This window comes from Sphingopyxis terrae subsp. terrae NBRC 15098 (assembly GCF_001598815.1).
GTDB classification, from domain to species: domain Bacteria; phylum Pseudomonadota; class Alphaproteobacteria; order Sphingomonadales; family Sphingomonadaceae; genus Sphingopyxis; species Sphingopyxis terrae.
This window is the reverse complement of sequence record NZ_BCZQ01000015.1, coordinates 16,988-40,580: the sequence shown is the minus strand read 5'-3', so window position 1 is coordinate 40,580 and position 23,593 is coordinate 16,988. Positions and strand designations below refer to the sequence as shown.

Here is a 23,593-nt window from a genome sequence, read left to right as displayed (position 1 = left end):
TACGCCAGAGCGCGGGGCGATTACCAGCGCAGCGACATGCAGCTGAGCCCGGCGTCGATCCGCGCGATCTGATCGGTGGGCAGCGCGCGGAACGGGACGCCGCGCGCCGCCAGCAGCGCCTGCGTCGCAAGCCAGCGCGCGCCGACCAGCACCGTGTCGCGGACGCGCAGGATATTCGCCGCGTCTTCTTCGCCCATCGGCGTCAGCACCACCTCCAGCCCCGCAAATTCGGGGCAGTCGCGCATGGCGGGGACGGCGAGCACGGTGCGGTCGTCGACGAGGCCGCAGCCGGTCTTGAAATGCAGCACGCCGGGCGGGGTCTGCGCGATCTGCGCGCGGTGGCCGAGCTCGCCGAGCAGCGCAGTCAGCGTTTCGGCGCCCGCCCGGTCGGTACGGTCGGACAGGCCGATGATCACGCGATCGGCAAGGCGCAGCACATCGCCGCCGTCGACATGTCCCGGCCCGGCCAGTTCAAGGACGCGGTCGTGAAGTTCGGCGAGCGCGGCGCGGATATGCGCGGCCTCGCCCGCGCGGCTCGGCGCACCGGGACGGAGCAGGATCGCGCCTTCGGCAAAGGTCAGCGCGACGTCTTCGACGAACAGGGCATCGGGAAAGGCATCGAGCGGCGGCAGGACATCGACCGTCAGCCCCAGCTCGCGCAGCGCGGCGACATAGGCGGCATGCTCGGCCATGATCCCCGCCAGCTCGGGATCGGGGCCGCCGCCCGCGCGGATGCCGTTGACGGCCGACGGCGCCGGGGTCCGGCAAAGCGCGTGGGTGAAAGCGAAGGGCGCGGTCATGTCACGGGCATAGTCCGGATGCCCCGATCTCGCCAAGGCAATCCTCCCTGCCGCGCAGCGGTGGGGAGGGGGACCGTCCGCGATGCGGATGGTGGAGGGGCCGCGAGCGCACCGGCGTCAAAGCCCCTCCGTCAGCCCTTCGGGCTGCCACCTCCCCATCGCTGCGCGACAGGGAGGATAACAGGATCAGCCCTTCTTGAGGTGCCGGCGGCCGAGCAGTTCGGCGATCTGCACCGCATTCAGCGCCGCGCCCTTGCGCAGGTTGTCGCTGACGCACCAGAGGTTCAGGCCATTGTCGACGGTGCTGTCGTCGCGCACCCGGCTGACGAAGGTCGCATAGTCGCCGACGCATTCGACGGGGGTGATATATCCGCCGTCCTCACGCTTATCGACCAGCATGACGCCCGGCGCCTCGCGCAGGATGCGCTGCGCTTCCTCGGCGGGCAGTTCCTTCTCCATCTCGATATTGATGGCTTCGGAATGGCCGACGAAGACGGGAACGCGGACGCAGGTCGCGGTGACCTTGATCTTCGGATCGAGGATCTTCTTCGTCTCGGCGACCATCTTCCATTCTTCCTTCGTCGATCCGTCGTCGAGGAATTTATCGATGTGCGGAATGACGTTGAAGGCGATCTGCTTGGTGAACTTCTTGATGTCCTTTTCGTCGCCAACGAAGATCTGGCGCGTCTGGTTCCACAGCTCGTCCATCCCCGCCTTGCCGGCGCCCGACACCGACTGATAGGTCGAAACGACGACGCGCTTGATCTTCGCCGCATCGTGCAGCGGCTTCAGCGCGACGACCATCTGCGCGGTCGAACAGTTCGGGTTCGCGATGATGTTGCGCTTGGTATAGCCGTCGATCGCGTCGGGGTTCACCTCGGGCACGATCAGCGGCACGTCGGGGTCCATGCGATAGAGCGACGAGTTGTCGATCACGACGCAGCCGGCGGCCGCAGCCTTGGGCGCGTGAATCGCGGTCGCGTCGCTGCCGATGGCGAAAATCGCCATGTCCCAGCCCGACCAGTCGAAATTCTCGATATTCTGACATTTCACGGTCTTGCCGGTATCGCCGATCTCGACTTCGTCGCCCTGGCTGCGCGACGACGCGACCGCCGCCAGTTCGGCGATCGGAAATTCGCGTTCGGCGAGGATGGCGAGGACTTCGCGTCCGACATTGCCCGTCGCACCAGCGACGACGATCCGGTAACCCATGAAATATGTCCTTTGTCTTGGCGTGAAATGAAAAACGACCGGTTCTGCGCTTTGGCGGAACCGGTCGTTCTGGAAAGCTGTTTCGGCTTTGTGGGGAGAAACCTCTCCTCAGCCTTCGCCGGCTTCCGACCGGTAATCGCGGCGCTCCGCAATACGAGCCGATTTACCGGTGCGGCCCCGCAGATAGTAGAGCTTCGCACGGCGCACGGCGCCCTTGCGGACGACGGTAATCGAATCGATGTTCGGCGAATAAAGCGGGAAGACGCGCTCGACGCCTTCGCCGAACGACATTTTGCGCACGGTGAAGTTCGAGCCCATGCCCTTGTTCGAGCGCGCGATGCACACGCCTTCGAAATTCTGGACGCGGGTGCGTTCGCCTTCGACCACCTTCACGCCGACGCGCAGCGTGTCGCCGGGGCGGAACGTCGGAATCTCTTTGCCGGCCTTGGCAATTTCTTCGGCTTCGATCGTCTGGATGAGGTTCATGCCTCTAGTCCTTCTTCTTTTGCCGCGCGCCAGAGGCAGGTCGGGCCCGAGCGTCCTCATGACGCTCCCAAAGGTCCGGCCTGCGTAACCGTGTATGATCTTGCGCCTGTTGTTTCCGCCAGGCGGCGATCTTCGCATGATCCCCCGATCGCAGCACTTCGGGGATCGTGCGCCCTTCCCATGTGACGGGCCGGGTATAGTGCGGATATTCGAGCAAACCGTTCTCGAACGATTCGTCGTCGCCGCTTGAAGCCGCGCCCATTACGCCGGGAAGCAGCCGAATGCAAGCGTCGAGCAGCATCAGCGCCCCCATCTCGCCGCCCGAAAGCACGATGTCGCCCATCGAAAGCTGCTCGATCGGCCGTGCGTCGAAGATGCGTTCGTCGAAACCCTCGAATCGGCCGCACAGGATGATCGCCCCCGGACCCGCGGCAAGGTCGCGCACGCGCTTCTGCGTGACCGGCGCACCGCGCGGGGTCATGGCGAGCAGCGGCAACCCCGGATGCGCCGCCGTCGCATGATCGATCGCAGCGCCGAGGACATCGGCCTTCAGCACCATGCCGGCGCCGCCGCCCGCGGGCGTATCGTCGACGGTGCGGTGCCGGTCGGTGGCAAAATCGCGGATCTGGACGGGCGCGCACGCCCATGTCCCGCTTTCGAGCGCACGTCCCGCCATGCTGTGCCCCAGCGGACCGGGGAACATGTCGGGATAGAGCGTGAGCGGGACGGCGGTGAAGGTCATGACGGCGGCTGCCATAGCGCCTCGGGCAGCAGGTGGCGATCCTTCTTCAATTCGGCGTGCAGCCATTCGCGGAAGCGCTCGATCTTGCGCACCCCGACGCGATTTTCCCGGTGGACGAGCCACAGGCCGGCATCGGCGGCATAGAGCGTATCGAAGGGCTGGACCATCCGGCCGCTGGCAAGGTCGGCCTGCCAGAACAGCGGGGTCATCATGGCGACCCCGAAGCCCGCCTGCACCGCGCTCGCTTCCTGCAATTGGCTGTCGAGCTCGATGCCAAGGCGCGATGGCGCCAGCGGAGTCGCGACCCCCGCGGCGACAAACCAGTCGGCCCACCAGCTGTCGTTCGGGGCGAGCCGCTGGACGCGCAGCAGATCGGCGGGTTCGCGGATCGCATGCTCGGCGATGAACGATGGTGCGGCGAGCGGTGCCAGCGTCTGGCGCATCAGAAAGTCGCTGCGCAGGCCGGGCCACGGCCCCATTCCAAGGCGGATCGCAACATCGACGTTCGACGCGTCGAAGTCGACCAGATCGTTGCTCATCGACATGCGCACGGCAAGGTCGGGGTACGCGAGCTGGAAGCGGCCGATACGCGCGCTCAGCCACGCGCCGCCGAAGCTCGTCACGGCGCTGATCGTCAGCACGTCGGTCTCGTCGCTGCCAAGTGCAGCGAAGGCATCGTGCATCGCGGCAAAGGCGGCGCGGATCGCGGGAAACACGCGTTGCCCGGTCTCCGATAGCCGCACGCGCCCCTTCTCGCGCACGAACAGCGCGCGGCCGAGCCGGTCTTCCAATTGGCGGACCTGATAGCTGACCGCCGCCTGCGTCATCCCCAGCTCCTCGGCGGCGCGCGAGAAGTTTTCCAGCCTTGCAGCCGATTCAAAGGCGCGGACGGCAGCGAGGGGCGGCAGCTTCGGCATCGCCGGAGTATAAGGCAAACTTATAACTCGGTGCAAAGCTTTAATTGGCGAAGGCGCCAGCGAAGGCGCATCTGCACCCTATCGCAACCGATGGAGACAGACGATGATGGATGAAATCTGGATGCGGAGCTGGAACGCCGATCATGCGCGCTTCAGCGCCGACCTCGACCGCGGCTTCGCGCAGCTCGGTGCTGCCTTGAAGCCGCTTTTCGCCCGGCGCCCGCGCGGCGCGGCCAAAGCGGCTCCGGTTCGCCCCGCGAGCTAATCGCGTGCCGACCGGAGGCGCAGGGCCTGAACCGTCAGCGGATGCGTCGGCGCCAACAGAATCTGACCGTCGAGCCTGCCGTGTTCGCAATTGAGCCGGAACACCGCCCCCAGCGCGCCGCGCGCGACCGGCGGCTCGGCGGTCGGACATGCGCCCAGCTGATCTTTCAGCGCCGCCAGATCCTTCGCCCATAGCGCCGCCGAGCGGTCCATCAGGAAGTTCATCGCCAACCGGTCCTGCATCGGCGTCAGGTCGCCCGCGTCATAGACCGCGCGCGCCACCGCGATCATCGCGACCATGTCGGACGTCACCGGCACTGACCGGTCTTTGAGCAATCCCGCCCTCTCCATCGCCACCGCCGTGTCCCAGGCGGGCGCCGACGGCCCGGCATAGGTGCGGTTCGACAGCGCAAAGACGCCGGCGCCGAAGTCGGGCATCAGCATCACATGGCTGCCATAGCCCGGATAGCCACCGCCGTGCGACAGGGTGAGCCCGAGGTCGCAGTCCTGCGCGACGCGCCAGCCCATACCATAGGCCGCGGCCTGCTTGCACGCCGTCTCCCCCCTCGCGCCGGCGCGCGTCGCCAGCGAGACGAAGTTCAGGCCCTGCGCGATCTCGCGCACCGTCGCGCGCCGGATCGGCCCCGCGTCGGGATCATCGCGTGGCGGCCACGCCGACAGCAGAAAGGCGACCCATTTGGCATAATCCCTCGCGCTGACCTGCAGCCCGCCCATGCTGTTGAAAGCACCGTCGGCCATTTCGGGTTCGGGCACCCACGCCTCGCCTTCCCAGCGATAGCCGCGGGCATAATGTGCGCGCGGCGCGCGCGTCACGTCATAGCCGCTCGCATCCATCCCAAGCGGGCGGAGGATCGTGATGCGGACATAGTCGGCATAGGGCATTCCCGATGCATTGGCGACGATGCGGCCGAGCAGGGCATAGCCGAAGTTCGAATATTCGAACCGGCTCTGCGGCACCTGTGTGAACGGGACGCCGGCGGCCAGCATCTTCGTGAAATCATCCTGCGACAATATCTGCTGGCGGTCGCCCCACGGATCGTCGGTGACGAACCCCGCGACATGGTGGAGCAAATCGCGCACGCGGATGCGCGGACTGTCCGCGGTGGGATAGGTCCAGTGCTTCATTTCGGGGACATAATCTTCGGCCAGATCGTCGAGCCGCAGCTTGCCCTGGTCGCGCAGGTTGAGCACTGCCAGCGCGGTGAAGGCCTTGGTCATCGAGGCGATCCGGAACAGCGTATCGCCGTCGACCGGCGTTCCGGTCGTCACATCCTGGACCCCGCGCCCCTTCAGATAGACGAGCTTGCCGTCCTGCACGATGCCATAGACGAGGCCCGGGATATGCTGATCGGCCTGATAGCGGGCAAAGAGCGCGTCGATCTGAGGCGCGACCTCATCGACGCTCTGCCCCGCGCTTTCCTGCGCGATCGCAGGCGACGCACAGCCGAGCATCGCCGCGACACCAACGGCCGATTTCCAACGCATGACGATCCTTTCGCAAACGGACGAGCGCCGCAGGCTAACAGCCGGCCGGTACAGCGGCAATCCGCCGCGGCCGGCCGTTAGGACTGGCTATGGCTGCAACGCCCGTGCGCGTCGCCGACGCGTCGTCACCCCATGACGAACGCGTTAAGCTTGTTGCCGTCGGGGTCGCGAAAATAGCCCGCGTAAAAGCCTTCGCCGCGCGGACCGGGGGCGCCTTCGTCGCTGCCGCCATGCGCCAGCGCAATATCATAGAGGCGCTGGACCTGATCGGTGTCGCTGGCCTCCAGCGCCACCATCACGCCATTGCCGACCGTTGCGGCGTTGCCGTCGAATGGCTTGGTCAGGCCGATGCCCGCGCCGCCGCCTTCCTTGCCCCAGGCGATGAAATTGTCGAATTCCATCATTCGCGGCACGCCCAGTTCGGCGGCGATCGCGTCGTAAAAAACCGCCGCTTTGGCAAGGTCATTGGTGCCGAGCGTCACATATCCGATCATTGGTCGTCTCCCGATTCGTTGAAGAAAGAACATATCAGGAACAATACGTGCGGCAAGCAAAGAAAAGGGCGCCCGGACCATATCCGGGCGCCCCTTTGAAACGCTGAAGATGCCGCGCGATTACGGCTTGATGCGGATCGCGATAAAGGCAGACGGACCGCCACGGCGGAGGATTTCCATCAGCACCGCGTCGCGGCCAGCCTTCTTCGCTTCCGCCACCGCCTTGGCCAGGCCCTCGCTCGTCGTGACCGGGGTGCGGTTGACGCTGAGGATCACGTCGCCGCGGCGCAGGCCCTTGCGGCCGGCATCGCTGTTGCTCGACGCGGCGCCGATGACGAGGCCCTTGGTCGAGGCATCGACGCCGACGGCGCGCGCGATGTCGGGGGTCAGCGTCTGCACCGCCAGGCCCAGATTGTCCTGGACCGCCTTGTCGGAAACGCTGCCGCTGTTGTCATCCGGCGTCGCCTGATCGTCTTCGGGGTCGAAATCATTGCCCGCGAGCTGGTCTTCGGGCGGACGCGTTCCGACGACGGCGTTGAGCGTCATCGTCTTGCCGTCACGCACGACCTCGATCGGGATACGCGTCCCCGGCTTGGTGTTCGCGACGATGTAGGACAGCGTCTGCTGCGGCGTCACATCCTTGCCGTTGACCTTGGTCACGACGTCGCCGCGCTTGATCCCCGCCTTCGCCGCGGCACCGTCATCCTCGACGCGCTGGACGAATTCGCCGCGATCCTTGGGCAGGCCGAGTGCCGCCGCCATATCCTCGCCGACAGGCGCAATGCCGATGCCCAGATAGCCGCGCTCGACGCGCTCGCCGGCGCGCAGCGCGTTGATCACCGGGATCGCCGCATCGGCCGGGATGGCGAAATTTACGCCGATGTTCGCGCCGACGGGCGAGATCAGCATATTGTTGATGCCGACGACATTGCCGTGCAGGTCGAACAGCGGACCGCCCGAGTTGCCGCGATTGATCGCCGTGTCGGTCTGGATGTAGCGGTCATAAGCGCCGCCACTGCCGATATTGCGCTGCACCGCCGAGATAATGCCCGCGGTGACGGTCGAGCCGAGGCCGAGCGGGTTACCGATCGCGACCACCCAGTCGCCGACGCGCGCCTTGCCGCTGTCGCCGAATTTCACGAACGGCATGCCGGTCGCGTCGATCTTGAGCAGCGCGAGGTCGGAGGCGACGTCGCGGCCGACGATCTTGGCCTGAAATTCCTTGCCGTTGGTCAGCGTCACCGTGACCTGGTTCACCTGCTCGCCGCGCGGGCCGCCGGTGACGACATGGTTGTTGGTGACGATATAGCCGTCGTCGGAGATCAGAAAGCCCGAACCGCCGCCCTGCTGTTCCTGCGTGACCGGTTCGCGCGTTCCCGCGAACGGATCGAGCCGGACGCCCAGCGTAACTTCCTGCTTGGTCGAGATGTTGACCACTGCGGGCTGCAGCTGCTCGACCAGGTCGGCGAAGCTTTCGGGCGCGCCGGCGCGCGGAACCGCCTTCGCGATTTCGCTGCGCTCGTTCTGCGCGACCTGCGCGATAACGGGCGACTGGGTGACGAGCGCGAGCGCTGTGCCACCCACCAGCAAAGCCGAAGTGATGCCATAAACATAACGCACGATCGCAAATCCTTCTCTCTTGCGAAAAAACCCAAGGACCCCGGCAGGCTTCATTTGGGGCCGTGCGGCTGAACGGCAATTGAACATGAACGGCGACTGCACGTCCGGTTCATCCGCCGTCCGGCCCCTATCCGCCGCTGAAGCGCTTCAGATATTCATTGTCGGGCGACATGATGATCGACGTTCCGCCCTTGTTATTCTCACCCAGGAATGTCTGACGATAGCTCTGCATGGCGCGATAGAAATCGTAGAATTCGGGATCCTTGCCAAAGCTGGCGGCATAGATGCGCGCGGCTTCGCCATCGGCGTTACCGCGAATGATCTGTGCTTCCTTCTGCCCTTCGGCGCGGATCGCGATCGCTTCCTGCTGGCGCGCGGTGCGCATGCGGTCATAGGCCGCCTGCAGCGTCGCGCCTTCGGGGAGGTCGGCGCGCTTGATCCGCACGTCGATGATCTCGGCGCCATATTTGTGCGCCTCGCGATTGAGCGCGACCTGGATATTGTCCATCACCGCACCGCGTTCGGGCGAGAGCAGGGTCGCGAAGGTCCGCTTGCCCAGTTCGTTGCGCAGCGACGAGCCGAGGATCGTCGCAAGCTGCTGCTGCAATTTATCCTCGGTCCGGATCGCGGTGTACATGCGCACCGGGTTGGTGATGCGGAAGCGTGCGAAGGCATCGACCTGCAGCCGTTGCTGGTCGGTCGACAGCACCTGCTGGCGCTCCATGTTGATGCCCAGGATGCGCTTATCGATATATTGGATCCCATCGGTGAACGGCACGCGCAGGACAAGGCCCGCACCCGACCGGCCGAATTCCTCGTTCGGCTTGTAGCGGTTCACCGTGCGCTCGATTTCGCCGAAGCGCAGGATCAGCGCCTGCTTGTCTTCGGGAACGATCGCCAGCGTTTGCGACAGGATGACGAGTATGGCGACGAGGCCGACGAGCAGCCGCATCGGGTGGCGGGTGATCGATTCGAACATCACTGGCCTCCCTTCGCCGCATCGGACGCGGCGTCGGACGCGGCGTCGGACGCCGCGCGCGCGCGCCGCTGGACTTCGCTCAGCGGCAGATAGGGGGTGACGCCGCGCGCCTCGACAATCGCCTTGTCGACGTTCGACAAAACATTCTCCATCGTTTCATAATATAGCCGCTTGCGGGTCACGCCCGGTGCCAGCTTATATTGTTCGTAAATCTTGTCGAACGCCGAGGTGTCACCGCGTGCGCGTTCGAGCACCTGTTGTTCATAGGCGCGTGCCAGGTTGATCGACGATTCGCGTTCCTGCCGTGCCGCCGTCACTTCCTTGAACGCCTCGTCGACCTGCTTCGGCGGATCGGCCTGGCGGATCGCGATGCCCTGGATTGTCACGCCGGCGCGATATTGATCGAGCAGGGCCTGCATGCGCTGCTGAACCTGCGTCTCGATCTCGACGCGACCGGGACCGATCGCCTGCACCAGGTCGAAATTGGCGACCGTCGCGCGCATCGCGCTTTCGGCGACCTCGCGGATTGTGCCGTCGGGATCGGCGAGCTGGAAGATATAGAGTTCGGGGTCGCGGATCGACCAGCGCACTTCATAAGCCAGATCGACGATGCTCTGGTCGCGGGTAAGGACGAAATTCTCGTCGCTCGCATTGGGCGAGCCGACCTGCATCGTGCGGATCGCGCGCACGTCTTCCATCCGGATGCGCTCGATCGGCGCCGGCCAGGTGAATTTCACGCCGGGGCCGACGGTGCGCGAATAGCTGCCGAGCCGGGTGACGACGCCTTCCTTTTCGGGCGGCACGATGTGGAAGGAGGAAAAGAGGAACCACACCGCGACGAGGGCGCCAACGCCCCATTTCCACGGCCGGGCCGATTCGGGCATCTGCAAATTGCCGCCGCCGCCACCCGAACCGCCGCCGCCGAAGCCGCCGCGTCCCTTGCGCAGAAGTTCGTCGAGTGCGGAGGGGCCGCGCGGCTTGCGCCCGCGCAGTCCGTCGGCGGGATCGGGCGTCACCCACGGATTGCGCGGACCCGACCGGTCATCGCCATCGCCGTTATCCTTCGGGCCATTGCCCCACGGACTGTTCGCCATCAGCGCAATCTGATGGAAAAATTGCCGCACTCCCTGCGGGGCGCGGCCTCCCATGCTGCCATCACTTTTGTTGCTCATGAATGCTTTTATAGGGGCGGCGCGCGCGATTAACAGGGGGGCCAGGCGAAAATGGGTGGCAATCGCCCCGCTTATCCCTATCTGCCGCGGACATGACCGATATCGCCATCCTTGCCAGTCTCGCCACCGATCTGACCGGCGGCCGCACGTCGGGGCTTCGCTATCTCGACGATCAGGGCACGCTCGCGATCGTGCTCGACGTCACCGGGCTCGCCGAAGACGACCGCAAGCCGCTCGAGGAAAAGCTCCGCGCGGGCCTGCTCGCCCGTTCCGGCGTCACCAGCGTCCGCGTCGCCATGACCGCCGAACGCAAGGCGATGACGATCATCGCGGTGGGCAGCGGCAAGGGCGGGGTCGGCAAATCGACGCTTGCCGCCAATCTTGCCGTCGCGCTGCGCCGCGCCGGTGTGAAGGTCGGACTGGTCGATGCTGACATCTACGGTCCGTCGCAGCCGCGCCTGATGGATAGCGAGGGCGTGAAGCCCGAAGCGCGCGGATCCAAGCTCTCGCCGGTGCAGAGCGCCTATGGCGTTCCGATGCTGTCGACCGGCCAGATCGCCGCCCCGGGTCAGGCCATCGCCTGGCGCGGCCCGATGGCCGGCCGCGCGCTCGAACAGCTGATCGACGCAAGCTGGGGCGATATCGACACGCTCGTCGTCGACCTGCCCCCCGGCACCGGCGACGTCCAGCTCACGATGATCCAGAAGCACAAGCCCACCGGCGCGGTCGTCGTCTCGACGCCGCAGGATCTGGCGCTGATGGACGCGGCGCGCGCCGTGTCGCTGTTCGAGCAGGCCGAGGTGCCGATCATCGGCGTCGTCGAGAATATGGCCGGCTATGCCTGCCCGCATTGCGGTGAGGTCAGCGACCCGTTCGGAAGCGGCGGCGCCGAGGCGGCGGCGAAGGAGATGGAGCTCGATTTTCTCGGCCGCGTACCACTGTCGATGGGCATCCGCCTCGCGAGCGACGGCGGCGTCCCGCCCGCCGCTGGAACCGATCCGCTGGGCGAGCCGTTCCACGCGATAGCCGCGAAGGTCGCGGCGTGGCTCGCGGCACGAAAGGGCATATGATGGCGATCAACGACGAGGCTGAAATTCGTGCCCTGCTCGAACGGCCGCGGCGCATCGCCATCGTCGGCGCCTCGCCCAACCCCGCACGCCCCTCGAACGGCGTTCTCGCCTTCCTGGCCGCGCAGGGGCATGACGTGATTGCGGTCAATCCCGGCCATGCCGGCAAGACGATCCACGGCGCGCCCGTCGTCGCGACGCTCGCCGACGTCGAGCCGGCGGCCGAGATCGTCGATATCTTCCGCAACAGCGCCGACGCGGGCGCCGCTGTCGACGATGCGATCGTTCACGGCGCGAAAGCGGTGTGGATGCAACTCGGCGTCATCGACGAAGCCGCGGCACGGCGCGCCGACAAGGCCGGCCTGGTCGTCGTCATGGACCGCTGCCCCAAGATCGAGATTCCCCGGCTGGGCTTGCTGCGCTAGCCCCGACGAAAGGCTTTGCGTCGCCGACTCGCCGCGATTATCAGCAGCGGGGATGACCGGCATTCGGGACAAAGTGGGGACCAAGAAATCGCGCCTGCCGCATGTCAGCCGCCGGTCGCTGCTCGTCGGCGCCACCGCGGCGGGCGGCCTTGCGCTGGCCTGGTCATTCTGGCCGCGTCACTATGCGCCCAATCTGACCGCTGCGCCCGACGAACATATCTTCAACGCCTTTCTGAAGATCGGCGACGACGGGCATATCGCCGTCATCGTGCCGCAATGCGAAATGGGGCAGGGCGTCACCACGCTACTGCCGCAGATCATTGCCGACGAGCTAGGCGCCGACTGGCGCACCATCGCGGTCGAAACCGCGCCGATCAGCCCGCTCTATACCAACACACTGCTCGTCGACGAGGATAGCGCCACCTTCATGCCGCGCGCGCTGGTGCCCGATGTCGTCGCCGACGTGCGTAGCTGGGTCCGACGCGAATGGGCGGTGCGCCATGCGGTGATGCTGACTGCCAACAGCTCGTCGGTCCGCATGTTCGAGGGGCCGTGCCGCGACGCCGCGGCGCAGGCCCGCACGCTGCTGATGATGGCCGCGGCGAAGCGGTGGGACGCCGATTGGCAGGATTGCGACACGCAGGACGGCTTCGTCACCTGGAAGAACCGCAAGCTGCGCTTCGGCGACGTCGCGGCGGTGGCCGCAACGCTCGATCCGCCCGCCGAACCCGTCTATCGCGCCAACAACAATGACCCGCTCTACGGCAAGGAACTGACGCGGCTCGACCTGCCGGCAAAGGTAGACGGCTCGGCCAATTTCGCCGGTGACATCCGCCTTCCCGACATGGTCTTCGCCGCGATACGCCAGGGACCGTTCGGCGCCACCCGGCTCAAGAGCATCGACCGCAAGGCGGGGATGGCGTCGCCCGGCCTGCTCGACATCGTGCTGCACGACCGCTGGATCGCGACCGTCGCGCGCAACTGGTGGGCCGCGAATCGCGCGCTCGACCGCTTCGCACCGCAGTTCGAAACCACCGGTCCGCCGATTTCGAGCGCCGGCATCGACAAGGCGCTGAAGGCCGCACTGAAAGCCGATGGCTATCGCATCGTCAAAAAGGGCGACGTCGCCGAGGCGATGGAAGGGCGCCCGAAGATTTCGGCGCATTACGCCGTCGCGCCCGCGCTTCATGCGCCGATCGAGACGCGCACCGCAACCGCCGCCCCCGATGGCGACCGGCTGCGCCTGTGGGTTGCGACGCAGGCGCCCGCACAGTGCCGCGCAGCGGTCGCGCGGGCAGTCGGATTGCCGCCGGGCAAGGTGACGCTGTTCCCGATGATGGCGGGCGGATCGTTCGACGCCTGCCTCGATCACAGCGTCGCGGTGCAGGCGGCGATCATCGCGACGCAGATTAAGCGCCCGGTGCAGCTCGCCTGGTCGCGCGCCGAGGAAATCATGCGCGACATTCCGCGCGCGCCCGCGCGCGCCAAAATCTATGCGACGCTCGACGCCGCGGGCGGGATCGACGCGCTTGTCGCGCGGATCGCGGTGCCGTCGACCAACCATGAATTCCGCGCCCGGCTGTTCGACGGGACCCCGGCCGACGTCGCGCAGCGCGAGGCGGCAGGAACGCCCGACGCCGCAGCGGTCGAGGGCGCGGGCGGACCCTATAATTTCCGTCATTTCGCGGTCGATCATTGCCCCGCCGATATCGGCCTGCCAACCGCGCGCTGGCGCGGCAACGCCGACAGCTACACCGCCTTCTTCACCGAATGTTTCATCGACGAAATGGCGGCGCGCGCCGGTTCGGACGCGCTGTCGTACCGGATGGCGATGCTTGGACAGGCGCCGCTGCTCGCCCGCTGCCTGCTCACCGCGACCAGCCTTGCGGGGTGGGAGGGGGGCCTGTCGGGCACGGCACAGGGCCTTGCCTGCCATTCGATGCGCGGTAGCCACATCGCGCTCGTCGCCACCGCGCGGCCCAGCGACCGGGGGCTGCAGGTCGAACAGCTCGTCGCCGTTGTCGACGCCGGGCGGCTCGTCAATCCGGCGATCGCACGCCAGCAGATCGAGGGCGGCCTGGTCTTCGGCCTCGCCGCCGCGGTCGGCGCAACGACCGATTATGAAGGCGGCGTCGCGACCGCGCGCAAGCTCGGCCAGCTCGGCCTGCCCCGCCTGTCGCAAGTGCCGCAGATCGTCGTCGAGTTCATCGACAGCGACCGCGATCCCGGCGGCGTCGGCGAAATCGGCGTGCCCGTCGTCGCGCCGGCGATCGCCAATGCGATGTTCGCCGCAACGGGTCGCCGTATCCGCCGCATTCCGCTATCGCCCGACCCGCTATGATCGATCGTCCCGCAACCCATCCCGCGGTGCCCGCGCCGCGTATCGGCGTGCTGCTTGTCAACCTCGGCACCCCCGACGCGCCCAAGCCGGGTCCGGTGCGCCGCTATCTGCGCGAGTTCCTGTCCGACCGGCGCGTCGTCGAAATTCCGTCGCTGCTGTGGCAACCGATCCTGCGCGGCATCATCCTCAACACGCGACCGAAGAAATCGGCCCACGCCTATGCGCAGGTATGGACCGACGAAGGCTCGCCGCTCGCCGCGATCACCCGGCGCCAGGCCGGAGCGTTGCAGGCGGCGCTCGGCGACGATGTCCGCGTGTCCTGGGCGATGCGCTATGGCGCTCCGGCAATCGGCGGCGCGATCGACGAACTTGTCGGCGAAGGGTGCCGCCGTATCCTGATTGCCCCGCTCTATCCGCAATATTGCGCCGCGACGACGGCAACGGTGGTCGATGCGGTCGGCGCGCATCTTGCGCGCCTGCGCTGGCAACCCACGCTGCGTTTCCTGCCCCCCTATCACGACGATCCCGCTTATATCGCGGCGCTTGCCGCGTCGGTCGAGGCGGGGGTCGCCGCGCTCGATTTCGCGCCCGATACGCTCGTCGCCAGTTTTCACGGCATGCCCGAACGGACGCTGCATCTGGGCGACCCTTATCATTGCCAGTGCGTGAAGAGCGCGCGGTTGCTGTCCGAAGCGATCGGGCGGCCGGTCGAGATTGCCTTCCAGTCGCGTTTCGGACGCGCCAAGTGGCTCGAACCCGCGACCGACGCGCTGCTCGAACGGCTCGGCCGCGAGGGGCGCCGCGTGGCGATTTTCGCGCCGGGTTTTTCGGCCGATTGCCTCGAAACGCTCGAAGAGCTCGCGATCCGCGGCAAGGAACAGTTCGAGGCGGCGGGTGGGCGCGACTTCGCCTATCTTGGCTGCCTCAACGACACCCCGCCGGGGATGGCGATGCTCGAGGCGCTGGTGCGGCGCGAACTCACCGGATGGCATTGAAATAGCGGGCGCTTACCTCCTGTTTAACTCTGCGCCTTAAGCTCTGTTTCCAGCGGCTTCCGGCATGTTGCGCCGGCACCCGCGCGGAGACATGCGATGAGCGAACTCGACCGGGCAGCCATGACGCTCGCCGGCCTGACCCTGGCCTTTCTGCTCGCCGTCGCCATCGTCTGGTGGATACGCCGCCCCCGCCCGCAGGTTACGCTGCCCAAGAGCCCCAAAATGCCGCGCGAAATCCGCATGCCGCGGCTGCCGCGCCGCGCCGAACCCGAAATCGAGCCGGTCGAAATCGCGCCCGCGCGCCTCGCGCGGCTGCGCGCCCAGCCGGTCTATGATCCGTTGCCCGACGACGAACCGCCGACCGAGGTGGCTCCGATAGCCGCCGAAACCGAATCGCCGCCAGACGCCCTGCCGCCCGAACCGATCGAGGCGATGCTTGCGGCACAGGTTCAGGCGGTCGAGGCGCAGGCCCATGCCGCACCGGAGCCGTCGCCCATCGCGGACAGTCCCGCGCCCGGTCATGCCGTGCCTGCCGGGCAGGCGCGGTTGGTTGCGCAAATCCCGCCGCGCGACGCGATCCTGACGCGCAACTGGATTGGCGGACGTCCGCGTCTGCCGGACGCAATGCCCTGGCCGCGGATCGAGGGCACCGATGCCGACTTCATCGCACAGATCGCCTGCTCCGACCTGCCTGCCGGACTCTGGGACGGGCTGGGGCCGCGCACCGGGGCGCTCGCCTTTTTCGCCCATCCCGAAACGGGCGCGGCGACGGCGCTCCATCTGCCCGAGGCAGGACCGCCACGCGCGGCGCCCAAGCCCGTCGGCCGCGCCTATTTCCGTCCCGCCGGGCTCGATGACGATGCGCTGCATCGCCTCGCGGTGCGGGCCTTTCCCGAATGGGCGGTCGACGTCCGCGGTCCCGATGCGCCTGCCACACCGGCCGGGATGGACGCCGCCGACGCCTTTTTCGCGGCCACGGGCTATGATCTTGCCGACCCTGCCTTTCATCCGTTCGACTGGCCGACGATGACCGCGCTGGCGGCGCTGCTCGCCCCCCGGCTTCCCGCACTCGAAACCGGTACGCCGCCGCCGCCCGACGCAAGCGACGAACTGACCGAGGCGCTGGCCGATGCCGCCGCAACCAACCGCGACGCGGCCGAGCGCGCGCGCGAGATATTGGCGATCATCGACGAAAGCGCCGGGCAGGCCGGCTTTTCGGCGTCCGACGCGACCGCGGTGATGACCGCGCTGCACGCGATCCACTGGTCGCGGGTGGTGGTCGAAAGCGACGCCGAAAGCGGCGAAGACCGCACCGAAACGGTCATTTTGCCGCTGACGCGCCACCATCCGGATGCCGATCTGTGGGTCAGCGACTATCGCGCGCTGCTTTTCGATCATGCGCGCCATCGTTGGTGCGCCGACCCCGATTCGCTTTCGGCCCCGGCCCGCGCGCTGTTCGAGCCCGTCTGGGCCGCACTCGCCGCCGCCGAAGCGCCTCTCGTGGGCGGGCAGCCGCGCCACTATGCGCCCGGCTTCGACGAGGAGCGCGACGCGATGCTCGTCGAATTGCCCGCGAGCGTCCTGACCGGCATGGCGCCCGCGCAGGGCGCCAGCCTGATCCTCGCGATCCGCAAGGCCGATCTCGCCGTCGGAAATTTCGCCGCCCTGAAGGCGCTGACCGGAAACTGAAAAACTTCCGCCGCAAAGCCGTGCGATTGACGTTCCGGTCAACTTGCGGCGGCTTCGCGCGCGCCCTAATCAAAAACGAAGCAAGATTGTGTGGGAGAGCGATTTCATGACACGCGTAGCAATCGTCACCGGCGGCAGCCGCGGCATCGGCGAGGCCATTTCGCTGGCGCTAAAGGATATGGGCGTCCGCGTCGCCGCCAATTATGCAGGCAATGACGAAAAGGCGCGCGCCTTCACCGACCGCACCGGCATCCCCGCCTATCGCTGGGACGTCGGCGACCATCAGGCCTGCCTCGACGGCTGCGCACAGGTTGCCGCCGACCTCGGCCCGATCGACATCGTTGTCAACAACGCCGGCATCACCCGCGACGGCACGCTGGCGCGCATGACCTTTGACGACTGGAACGACGTCATGCGCATCAATCTGGGCGGCTGTTTCAACATGGCCAAGGCGACCTTCGGCGGCATGGTCGAGCGCGGCTGGGGCCGCATCGTCAACATCGGGTCGATCAACGGCCAGGCGGGTCAATATGGCCAAGTCAACTATGCCGCCGCCAAATCGGGCATCCACGGCTTTACCAAGGCGCTGGCGCAGGAAGGCGCCAAGAAGGGCGTGACCGTCAACGCGATCGCGCCAGGCTATATCGACACCGACATGGTCGCCGCCGTCCCCGCCCCCGTGCTTGAAAAGATCGTCGCGAAAATCCCGGTGGGTCGCCTCGGCCACGCCGAAGAAATCGCCCGCGGCGTCGCCTTTCTGTGTAGCGAGGATGCGGGCTTCGTCACCGGATCAACGATGTCGATCAACGGCGGCCAGCATATGTATTGACGGACCGAGGGCGCCAGTGAAGGCGTTCGCAAAGCGAACGACGAGCTGGCAACCGGTGGTGAAGCCACAGCCCGGCTCGGCCAGCGGGGCGGCGATCCGAAAGATCGCCGAGCCCGTCTGACGTCACGGCGACGGCTTTGCCGTCGCCGCCAGGCGCGGCGCCGGTTCGACAATCCCTCGACTTCGCGCGATACGAACGGCAGACAGGATGCATGGCTGCTTCCTTGTCTCTCCATCCCCCCGTCAAACGCTCGGTGACGATTGCCGGGCACCCCACGTCGATCAGCCTCGAGCCCGTCTTCTGGGACGCGCTCGAAGCCGCGGCGGCGCAGCGCGGCCTGCCGGTCAATGCGCTCGTCGCGCGGATCGACGTCGAACGGATGGAAGCTGCCGATCCGCCCAACCTGACCTCGGCCATCCGCCAATGGTTGTGGCACGCGCGCAGTGCCGATCAGACGGCGGCGTAAACCGCCCGCCCGAAGGCCGCCCCCTTGTCGGCGGCGTGATGCAGGAACAGCGACGGCTCGATCAGTTCGAGTTCCATGATGTGCAGCACGCCCGCCGCGTCGCCGACCATGTCGACGCGCGCATAGACGGGCGGCGCGGGGGCGGCGGCAAGCGCGGCGGCGGCGAGCAGGCGCGCCGGCTCGCTCGCGTCCCATCGCGTCTCGCGCCCGCCGAACTGTTCCTGGACGCGGAAATCGCCCGATGCGGGGCGCTTGACGATGGCATGGCTGAAGGCGCCGCCGAAAAAGAAGAGCGAATATTCCCCGTCGGCGAGGATGCCGGGCATCAGCGGCTGGACAAGGCGGCGCTGTCCTAGCGCATCGGTGGGGATCGGCGCGCCGGGCGCGACACGGTGCGTACCGTCGGCACCGCCCGAAACGGCGGGCTTCACCACCACCTCTTCCACGCCGAGCGCCGCGCGCGCCTGCGCCAGCGATGCGTCGTCCAGCGCCGCGACCTCAACCGTCGGCACCACCGCAACGCCCTTCGCGCCTAGCTCGGCAAGATAGGCCTTGTCGCTGTTCCAGCGCAGCACCGGCACCGGATTGACGACGGGCAGTCCCGCGAGCCGGTCGAGCAGCGCATACCAGACGGCAACGTCGCGCTGATAGCCCCAGGCGAACAGCGGCAGGATCAGGTCGAACCCCGTCAGGTCGCCGGGGTCGGTCCAGACGCGCTGCTCGACCGCAAGCCCGGCCGCCGCCAGCGCCGCCGCCTTGCGCGCGAAGGCGGGCCGCCAATTTTCCTCATAATCGGGTGCCGGGACGAGGATCGCGACGCGCGGTTGGAACGGCATAGAGCCTCCTGAAGCCCTCCCCCGAAGGGGAGGGTCAGACCTGTTACCGGCCGAGCAGCCCGCGCGCCTGCCCCGCAATGTGCGACAGCATCGCGCCATTGGGATTGGGGATGGTGCGCGCGCGGTCGACCGTCGTGCGGAATTGCGCGACGCGCGGTGCGTTCGCTTCCAGCCATTTGCTGACCCCGGCATCGAGATCGCCCTTGGGCAACCCCGCGAGGAAGCTCAGCCGCATCTGCTGGAAATCGCGCGCCAGGCTGTTGACGAGCAGGCGTTCCCATGGATCGGCGGGGCTCATGTGCGCCGCCAGCGTCTGCGCCCAGTCGAGCCCGAGCGCGTCGCCCAGATGGGTGAAGGCCCGCGTCACCCCGACCTCGTCGTCGCCGCGACGTTCGGCAAGGTCGACGATTCCGATCGCGCCGTCGGTCTTGAACAGGCGGACGACCGCCGCGGTCAGCGCCTCGGGCGCGCCGGCATCGAGCAGCTGCTGCGCCAGCGCGTCCCACTGACGCCGCACTGACGCGCTGAGCAGCGTGTCGACGGTCGCGGTCAGGCGGTCGACGCCGGGTTCGAGCCGCGCAACGAGCGCGCCCGGCTGCGCCAGGCCGGGGCTGACGCGGAGCAGGTCGGCCATCTGCGATGCCATCGCCGAGGCGGCTTGGCTGAACAGCGACAAGCGGATGGATTCGTTGATCCCCGCGCTGTCGAGCGAAGCCCACAGCCCCTTCATATCCAGCAAGCGTTCGACGGCGACGAATGCCGCCGCGACCTCACCCAGCGAGCAGCCCTCTTCTTCGACCAGTTCGAGCGGGTGGACGATGCCCATGCGGTTGACGATGCGGTTCGCAAGCTTGGTCGCAATGATCTCGCGGCGCAGCTGGTGATCGGCGATCGCGCCGGCGAAATCGCGCTGCATCTCGGCCGGGAAGGCCGCGGCAAGATCGCTCGCCAGAGCGGGATCGTCGGGCAGCGCGCTCGCTTCGATCGCGTCCTGCAGCGCCAGTTTCGCAGTCGACAGCAGCACGGCGAGTTCGGGCCGCGTCAGCCCGCTCCCTTCGGCCGAGCGGCGTAGCAGCTCGTCGTTCGCCGCCAGCCCTTCGACCTTGCGGTCGAGCCGGCCCGATGCCTCGAACGTCTCCATGATCCGCACCAGCGACGGCACCGCGGCAGCGCCGCCCTTTTCGGCGATCGACAGCGCGAGTGCCTGCAGCCGGTTGTCCTCGAGCACCAGCGCCGCGACATCGTCGGTCATGCGGACGAGCAGCGCGTCGCGATCGTCCTGGCTCAGCCGGCCTTCGGCCATCTCGCGGTTGAGCGCGATCTTGATGTTGACCTCATTATCCGAACAGTCGACACCGGCGCTGTTGTCGATGAAGTCGGTGTTGATACGCCCGCCCTTCGCCGCAAAGGCGATACGTGCGGCCTGCGTGACGCCCAGATTGGCGCCCTCACCCACCGCGCGGACGCGCAGATCCTCGGCATCGACGCGCAGCGCGTCGTTGGCGGGATCGCCGACCTCGGCATTATTCTGGCCCGCGGCCTTCACATAGGTACCGATACCGCCGAACCACAGCAGATCGGCGGGCGCGCGCAGAATCGCGGAGATCAGCCCGGCGGGGTCGATTTCGGCGACCGACAGGCCCAGCAGCGCCTGCACCTCGGGGGTCAGCGGGATGCTCTTCTGGCTGCGCGCGAAAACGCCGCCGCCCTTCGAGATCAGATTCTTGTCATAATCATCCCAGCTCGACCGCGGCAGTTGGAACATGCGGTCGCGTTCTTTCCAGCTCTTGGCCGGATCGGGGTCGGGATCGAGGAAGATGTGGCGATGATCGAAGGCCGCGCACAGCTTGATCGCCTTCGACAGCAGCATGCCGTTGCCGAACACGTCGCCCGACATGTCGCCGCAACCGACGACACGGATCGTGTCGGTCTGCACGTCGATGCCCATTTCGGCGAAGTGACGCTGGACCGAAACCCACGCGCCCTTGGCGGTGATGCCCATCGCCTTATGGTCATAGCCTTTCGACCCGCCGCTCGCGAACGCATCGCCGAGCCAGAAGTCGCGCTCCATCGCAAGACCGTTGGCGACGTCGGAGAAGGTCGCGGTGCCCTTGTCGGCGGCGACCACGAAATAGGGGTCTTCGCCATCGCGGATCACGACGCCCTTGGGGTGCACCACCTTGCCGCCGACGATATTGTCGGTGATCGACAACAGCGACCTGATGAAGATGCGATAGCATTCGGTGCCTTCGGCGAACCAGGCGTCGCGATCCTCGGCCGGGCTCGGCAACTGCTTGGGATAGAAGCCGCCCTTCGCGCCGGTCGGGACGATGACGGCGTTCTTGACGCGCTGCGCCTTCATCAGCCCCAGAATTTCGGTACGGAAGTCGTCGCGCCGGTCGGACCAGCGCAGGCCGCCGCGCGCGACCGGGCCGGCGCGCAGATGGATGCCCTCGACGCGCGGGCTGTACACCCACACCTCGCGCCACGGCAGCGGCTTGGGCAGGCCCGGAACCAGACTCGAATCGATCTTGAACGCCAGCGCCTCGGCGGCGGCGGGCGCAAAGGCGTTGGTACGCAGCGTCGCGCCGATCACCGCATGGAACAGACGCAGGATGCGGTCGTCGTCGATCGACTGGATCGCGGCAAAGCCGGTCTGGATTTCGGCTGCGAGCGCTTCGGCGCGCGCGGCATCCTTTGCCTTGGGGTCATGGAGCGCACGGAAGCGATCGACCAGCGCCGCGGTCAGCGCCGGGGCGCCGCGCAGCGCCGCCACCACCGTATCCATGCCATAGCTCGATCCGCCCTGGCGCATGTAGCGGAACCAGGCGCGCAGCCACACGATCGCCTGCGGATCGGTCTGCGTCACCAGCACGAGCTGATTGAAGGCGTCGTTTTCGGCCTTGCCATCGAGCACCGCGGCAATCGCGCCCTCGATCGTCTCGACATGCGGCATCAGCGCGGTTTCGTCGACATTGGCGGGCAGGCGCAGCGAAAAATCGTGGATGAAGGTTGCCTCGGCATCGCCCTCACCGCCGCCGTGGACGTGCAACTCGGTCGGGATTTCCTCGAGCACCTCGAACCCGAAATGTTCGAGCGCCGGAACCACGTCCGACAGCGCGAGCGGTCCGGCCGCACTATAGACTTTCAACCGCAGCCGGTCGTCGCCGTCGAGGCTCTTTTTCGCCAGCCGCACATTGCGCGGGCGGTCGGCATCAAGGTCGCGCAGACGCAATATATCGCGCGCCGCCTCTTCGGGATTATAGAGATTGCGGTAATTGGCCGGAAACAGCGGTGCGAAGCGCGCCGCAAGTGCCGCCGCGCGGCCCGGATCGCCGCGGCGCGCCAGCGCGCCCTCTACCTCGGGCTGCCAGCCACGCACCATCTGTTCGAGCTGCGCGTTCAGCGCTTCGGTATCGGGCACGATGCCGCCGCCGCGCAGGTCGAGCGTGTAGCGCAGCAAGGCAGCGCCGCCGTCTTCGAGCGCCATCGTCCAGCCGATGACACCCGCCTTGGCCTCGCGCACCAACAGCGATTCGATCGCCAGCCGGCGTCCCGTCGACACCTCGTCGCGCGGCAGCCAGACGAAGGTGAAGAGATGGCGGCCGAGCGGGCTGCGTATCATCACCAGCTTCGGGCGCGGGCGATCGGTAATCGACATCGAGGTGAGCACCAGCTCCTCGAGCGATTCGGCGTCGAACGCGATCAGCAGGTCGTGCGGCAGCGCGGTCAAAGCGTGCGCGAGCGCCTTGCCGGCGTGGCCGCCGGGGTCGAAACCGAATTTGGCCATCAGCGCCTCGAGTTGCGCGCGCAGCACGGGCACCTTGGCGGGCGGCGTCGACAGCGCGGCGCTGGTCCAGAGGCCCGCGTGGATCGACAGGCGCTCGACCGTCTTGCCCTTCATCTCGGGAACGACGACCAGATCGAGCAGTACGCGGCGATGCACCGACGACAGGCGGTTCGACTTGATGAGCAGCGGCGCCGTGCGGCCCTTTTCGAACCAGGCGAAGGCCGCTTCGAGTGCGGTTTCGGACAGGATTTCGCTCGTCCCCGCGGCACAGATGCCCAGCGGGTCGTGGCGCTTGCCGTCGCGCGTGCGCCATTCGTGGCCGAGCTGCGTCATCGCGCCGCTTTCGAACCAGCGCAGCAGCTCGGCGCCATCGCCGTCGGCGCGCATCGTCGAATCGGCGAGCATCGCGGCGCGCATCGCCTTCCAGTCGGCGACCGCGGCGCGCACATCGGCGAGCGAGGCTTCGAGCGCATCGAGCAGACGGCGCCGGGCGCGCGCGTCGCCGCGTTCGAGCTCCATATAGATGACCGACTCGCGCGCGCCGTCCTTGCCGGCGTCGACCGCGGTCAGATGATTTTTCGCGTCGCGCTCGACCGACACCACCGGGTGGAGGATGCGGTGCACGGCAAGGCCCTGCGCGCCCGCGATTTGCGAGGTCGAATCGACGAGGAAGGGCATGTCGTCGTTGACGACGACCAGGCGCATCCGGCGGTCGGTGCCGTCGGCCGCCACCGGTTCGAGCAGGAACGACGGTTGGCCCGGCGCGCGGTCGAGCGACGCGCGGGCGGCGAATTCGCCCGCTTCGGCCAGCGCCTTGGCATCGAGGTCGTCGCTCTCGCCGGGCAGCGCGCTGCCCTGCAAGGCGGCCTGATAGGCCTTGGCGAATTTCGCAGGAACTTGCGCCGCCGGCGACGTGCCGGCTGCGGTGTCTTCAGTCGATTTTTCAGGCATAGGGTTGCAGC

At 67.3% G+C, this 23,593-nt stretch carries 20 protein-coding genes; 8 read left to right on the top strand and 12 right to left on the bottom strand.

Annotated features, from left to right (window positions below):
• Nucleotides 1–20: 20 nt before the first annotated feature.
• The 5 genes from STE01S_RS09750 to STE01S_RS09730 all read right to left on the bottom strand — a co-directional run bounded on the left by STE01S_RS09750 (nucleotide 21) and on the right by STE01S_RS09730 (nucleotide 4,157).
• A complete protein-coding gene (locus STE01S_RS09750) occupies nucleotides 21–800 on the bottom strand; it encodes a dimethylarginine dimethylaminohydrolase family protein (RefSeq protein WP_062767377.1) in 780 nt (259 codons plus the stop codon).
• Between the two features lie 186 nt (nucleotides 801–986).
• Complete coding sequence (locus STE01S_RS09745) at nucleotides 987–2,012, bottom strand: aspartate-semialdehyde dehydrogenase (protein WP_003041985.1); 1,026 nt, start codon at nucleotides 2,010–2,012, stop codon at nucleotides 987–989.
• 108 nt (nucleotides 2,013–2,120) lie between these two features.
• Nucleotides 2,121–2,498, bottom strand: a complete 378-nt coding sequence (gene rplS / locus STE01S_RS09740) for a 50S ribosomal protein L19 (RefSeq protein WP_003041987.1) — start codon at nucleotides 2,496–2,498, stop codon at nucleotides 2,121–2,123.
• 4 nt (nucleotides 2,499–2,502) lie between these two features.
• Complete coding sequence (trmD, locus tag STE01S_RS09735; RefSeq protein WP_003041989.1) at nucleotides 2,503–3,240, bottom strand: tRNA (guanosine(37)-N1)-methyltransferase TrmD; 738 nt, start codon at nucleotides 3,238–3,240, stop codon at nucleotides 2,503–2,505.
• A complete protein-coding gene (locus tag STE01S_RS09730; RefSeq protein WP_062767375.1) occupies nucleotides 3,237–4,157 on the bottom strand; it encodes a LysR substrate-binding domain-containing protein in 921 nt (306 codons plus the stop codon). Before STE01S_RS09730 ends, trmD begins: the two co-directional genes overlap by 4 nt.
• A gap of 103 nt (nucleotides 4,158–4,260) precedes the next feature.
• On the opposite strand from STE01S_RS09730, the gene STE01S_RS20375 reads away from it, so the two are divergent.
• Complete coding sequence (locus STE01S_RS20375; RefSeq protein WP_156000993.1) at nucleotides 4,261–4,422, top strand: hypothetical protein; 162 nt, start codon at nucleotides 4,261–4,263, stop codon at nucleotides 4,420–4,422.
• Here the strand turns inward: STE01S_RS20375 and STE01S_RS09725 are convergent.
• The 5 genes from STE01S_RS09725 to hflK all read right to left on the bottom strand — a co-directional run bounded on the left by STE01S_RS09725 (nucleotide 4,419) and on the right by hflK (nucleotide 10,192).
• Nucleotides 4,419–5,927 (bottom strand): serine hydrolase domain-containing protein, encoded by a 1,509-nt coding sequence (locus tag STE01S_RS09725; protein ID WP_062767371.1) that lies wholly within the window; start codon nucleotides 5,925–5,927, stop codon nucleotides 4,419–4,421. The genes STE01S_RS20375 and STE01S_RS09725 overlap by 4 nt on opposite strands.
• A gap of 125 nt (nucleotides 5,928–6,052) precedes the next feature.
• Nucleotides 6,053–6,421, bottom strand: a complete 369-nt coding sequence (locus STE01S_RS09720; protein ID WP_062767369.1) for a VOC family protein — start codon at nucleotides 6,419–6,421, stop codon at nucleotides 6,053–6,055.
• 120 nt (nucleotides 6,422–6,541) lie between these two features.
• Nucleotides 6,542–8,041 carry a Do family serine endopeptidase gene (locus STE01S_RS09715; protein ID WP_003041997.1) on the bottom strand — a complete coding sequence of 500 codons (1,500 nt, stop codon included), beginning with the start codon at nucleotides 8,039–8,041 and terminating at the stop codon, nucleotides 6,542–6,544.
• Nucleotides 8,042–8,168: 127 nt separating this feature from the next.
• Nucleotides 8,169–9,020 (bottom strand): protease modulator HflC, encoded by an 852-nt coding sequence (gene hflC / locus STE01S_RS09710; protein ID WP_003042000.1) that lies wholly within the window; start codon nucleotides 9,018–9,020, stop codon nucleotides 8,169–8,171.
• Nucleotides 9,020–10,192, bottom strand: coding sequence for a protease modulator HflK (gene hflK, locus STE01S_RS09705; RefSeq protein ID WP_082813294.1), 1,173 nt, complete (start codon nucleotides 10,190–10,192; stop codon nucleotides 9,020–9,022). The genes hflC and hflK overlap by 1 nt, the downstream gene beginning before the upstream one ends.
• Nucleotides 10,193–10,284: 92 nt before the next feature.
• On the opposite strand from hflK, the gene STE01S_RS09700 reads away from it, so the two are divergent.
• From STE01S_RS09700 to STE01S_RS09670, 7 genes are all read left to right on the top strand, one after another.
• Nucleotides 10,285–11,262 (top strand): Mrp/NBP35 family ATP-binding protein, encoded by a 978-nt coding sequence (locus tag STE01S_RS09700; protein WP_062767367.1) that lies wholly within the window; start codon nucleotides 10,285–10,287, stop codon nucleotides 11,260–11,262.
• Nucleotides 11,262–11,684, top strand: a complete 423-nt coding sequence (locus tag STE01S_RS09695; RefSeq protein WP_062767365.1) for a CoA-binding protein — start codon at nucleotides 11,262–11,264, stop codon at nucleotides 11,682–11,684. The genes STE01S_RS09700 and STE01S_RS09695 overlap by 1 nt, the downstream gene beginning before the upstream one ends.
• A gap of 52 nt (nucleotides 11,685–11,736) precedes the next feature.
• A complete protein-coding gene (locus tag STE01S_RS09690; protein ID WP_062767363.1) occupies nucleotides 11,737–14,025 on the top strand; it encodes a xanthine dehydrogenase family protein molybdopterin-binding subunit in 2,289 nt (762 codons plus the stop codon).
• Nucleotides 14,022–15,020, top strand: coding sequence for a ferrochelatase (hemH, locus tag STE01S_RS09685; protein WP_062767361.1), 999 nt, complete (start codon nucleotides 14,022–14,024; stop codon nucleotides 15,018–15,020). Before STE01S_RS09690 ends, hemH begins: the two co-directional genes overlap by 4 nt.
• Nucleotides 15,021–15,116: 96 nt before the next feature.
• Nucleotides 15,117–16,709 carry a DUF1963 domain-containing protein gene (locus tag STE01S_RS09680; RefSeq protein WP_062767359.1) on the top strand — a complete coding sequence of 531 codons (1,593 nt, stop codon included), beginning with the start codon at nucleotides 15,117–15,119 and terminating at the stop codon, nucleotides 16,707–16,709.
• A gap of 106 nt (nucleotides 16,710–16,815) precedes the next feature.
• Nucleotides 16,816–17,538, top strand: a complete 723-nt coding sequence (gene phbB, locus STE01S_RS09675; RefSeq protein ID WP_058810798.1) for an acetoacetyl-CoA reductase — start codon at nucleotides 16,816–16,818, stop codon at nucleotides 17,536–17,538.
• Between the two features lie 212 nt (nucleotides 17,539–17,750).
• Complete coding sequence (locus STE01S_RS09670; protein ID WP_062767357.1) at nucleotides 17,751–18,005, top strand: ribbon-helix-helix domain-containing protein; 255 nt, start codon at nucleotides 17,751–17,753, stop codon at nucleotides 18,003–18,005.
• Here the strand turns inward: STE01S_RS09670 and STE01S_RS09665 are convergent.
• A complete protein-coding gene (locus tag STE01S_RS09665) occupies nucleotides 17,990–18,841 on the bottom strand; it encodes an ATP-grasp domain-containing protein (RefSeq protein ID WP_062767355.1) in 852 nt (283 codons plus the stop codon). The genes STE01S_RS09670 and STE01S_RS09665 overlap by 16 nt on opposite strands.
• Before the next feature lie 43 nt (nucleotides 18,842–18,884).
• Complete coding sequence (locus STE01S_RS09660; RefSeq protein WP_062767353.1) at nucleotides 18,885–23,582, bottom strand: NAD-glutamate dehydrogenase; 4,698 nt, start codon at nucleotides 23,580–23,582, stop codon at nucleotides 18,885–18,887.
• Nucleotides 23,583–23,593 lie beyond the last annotated feature (11 nt).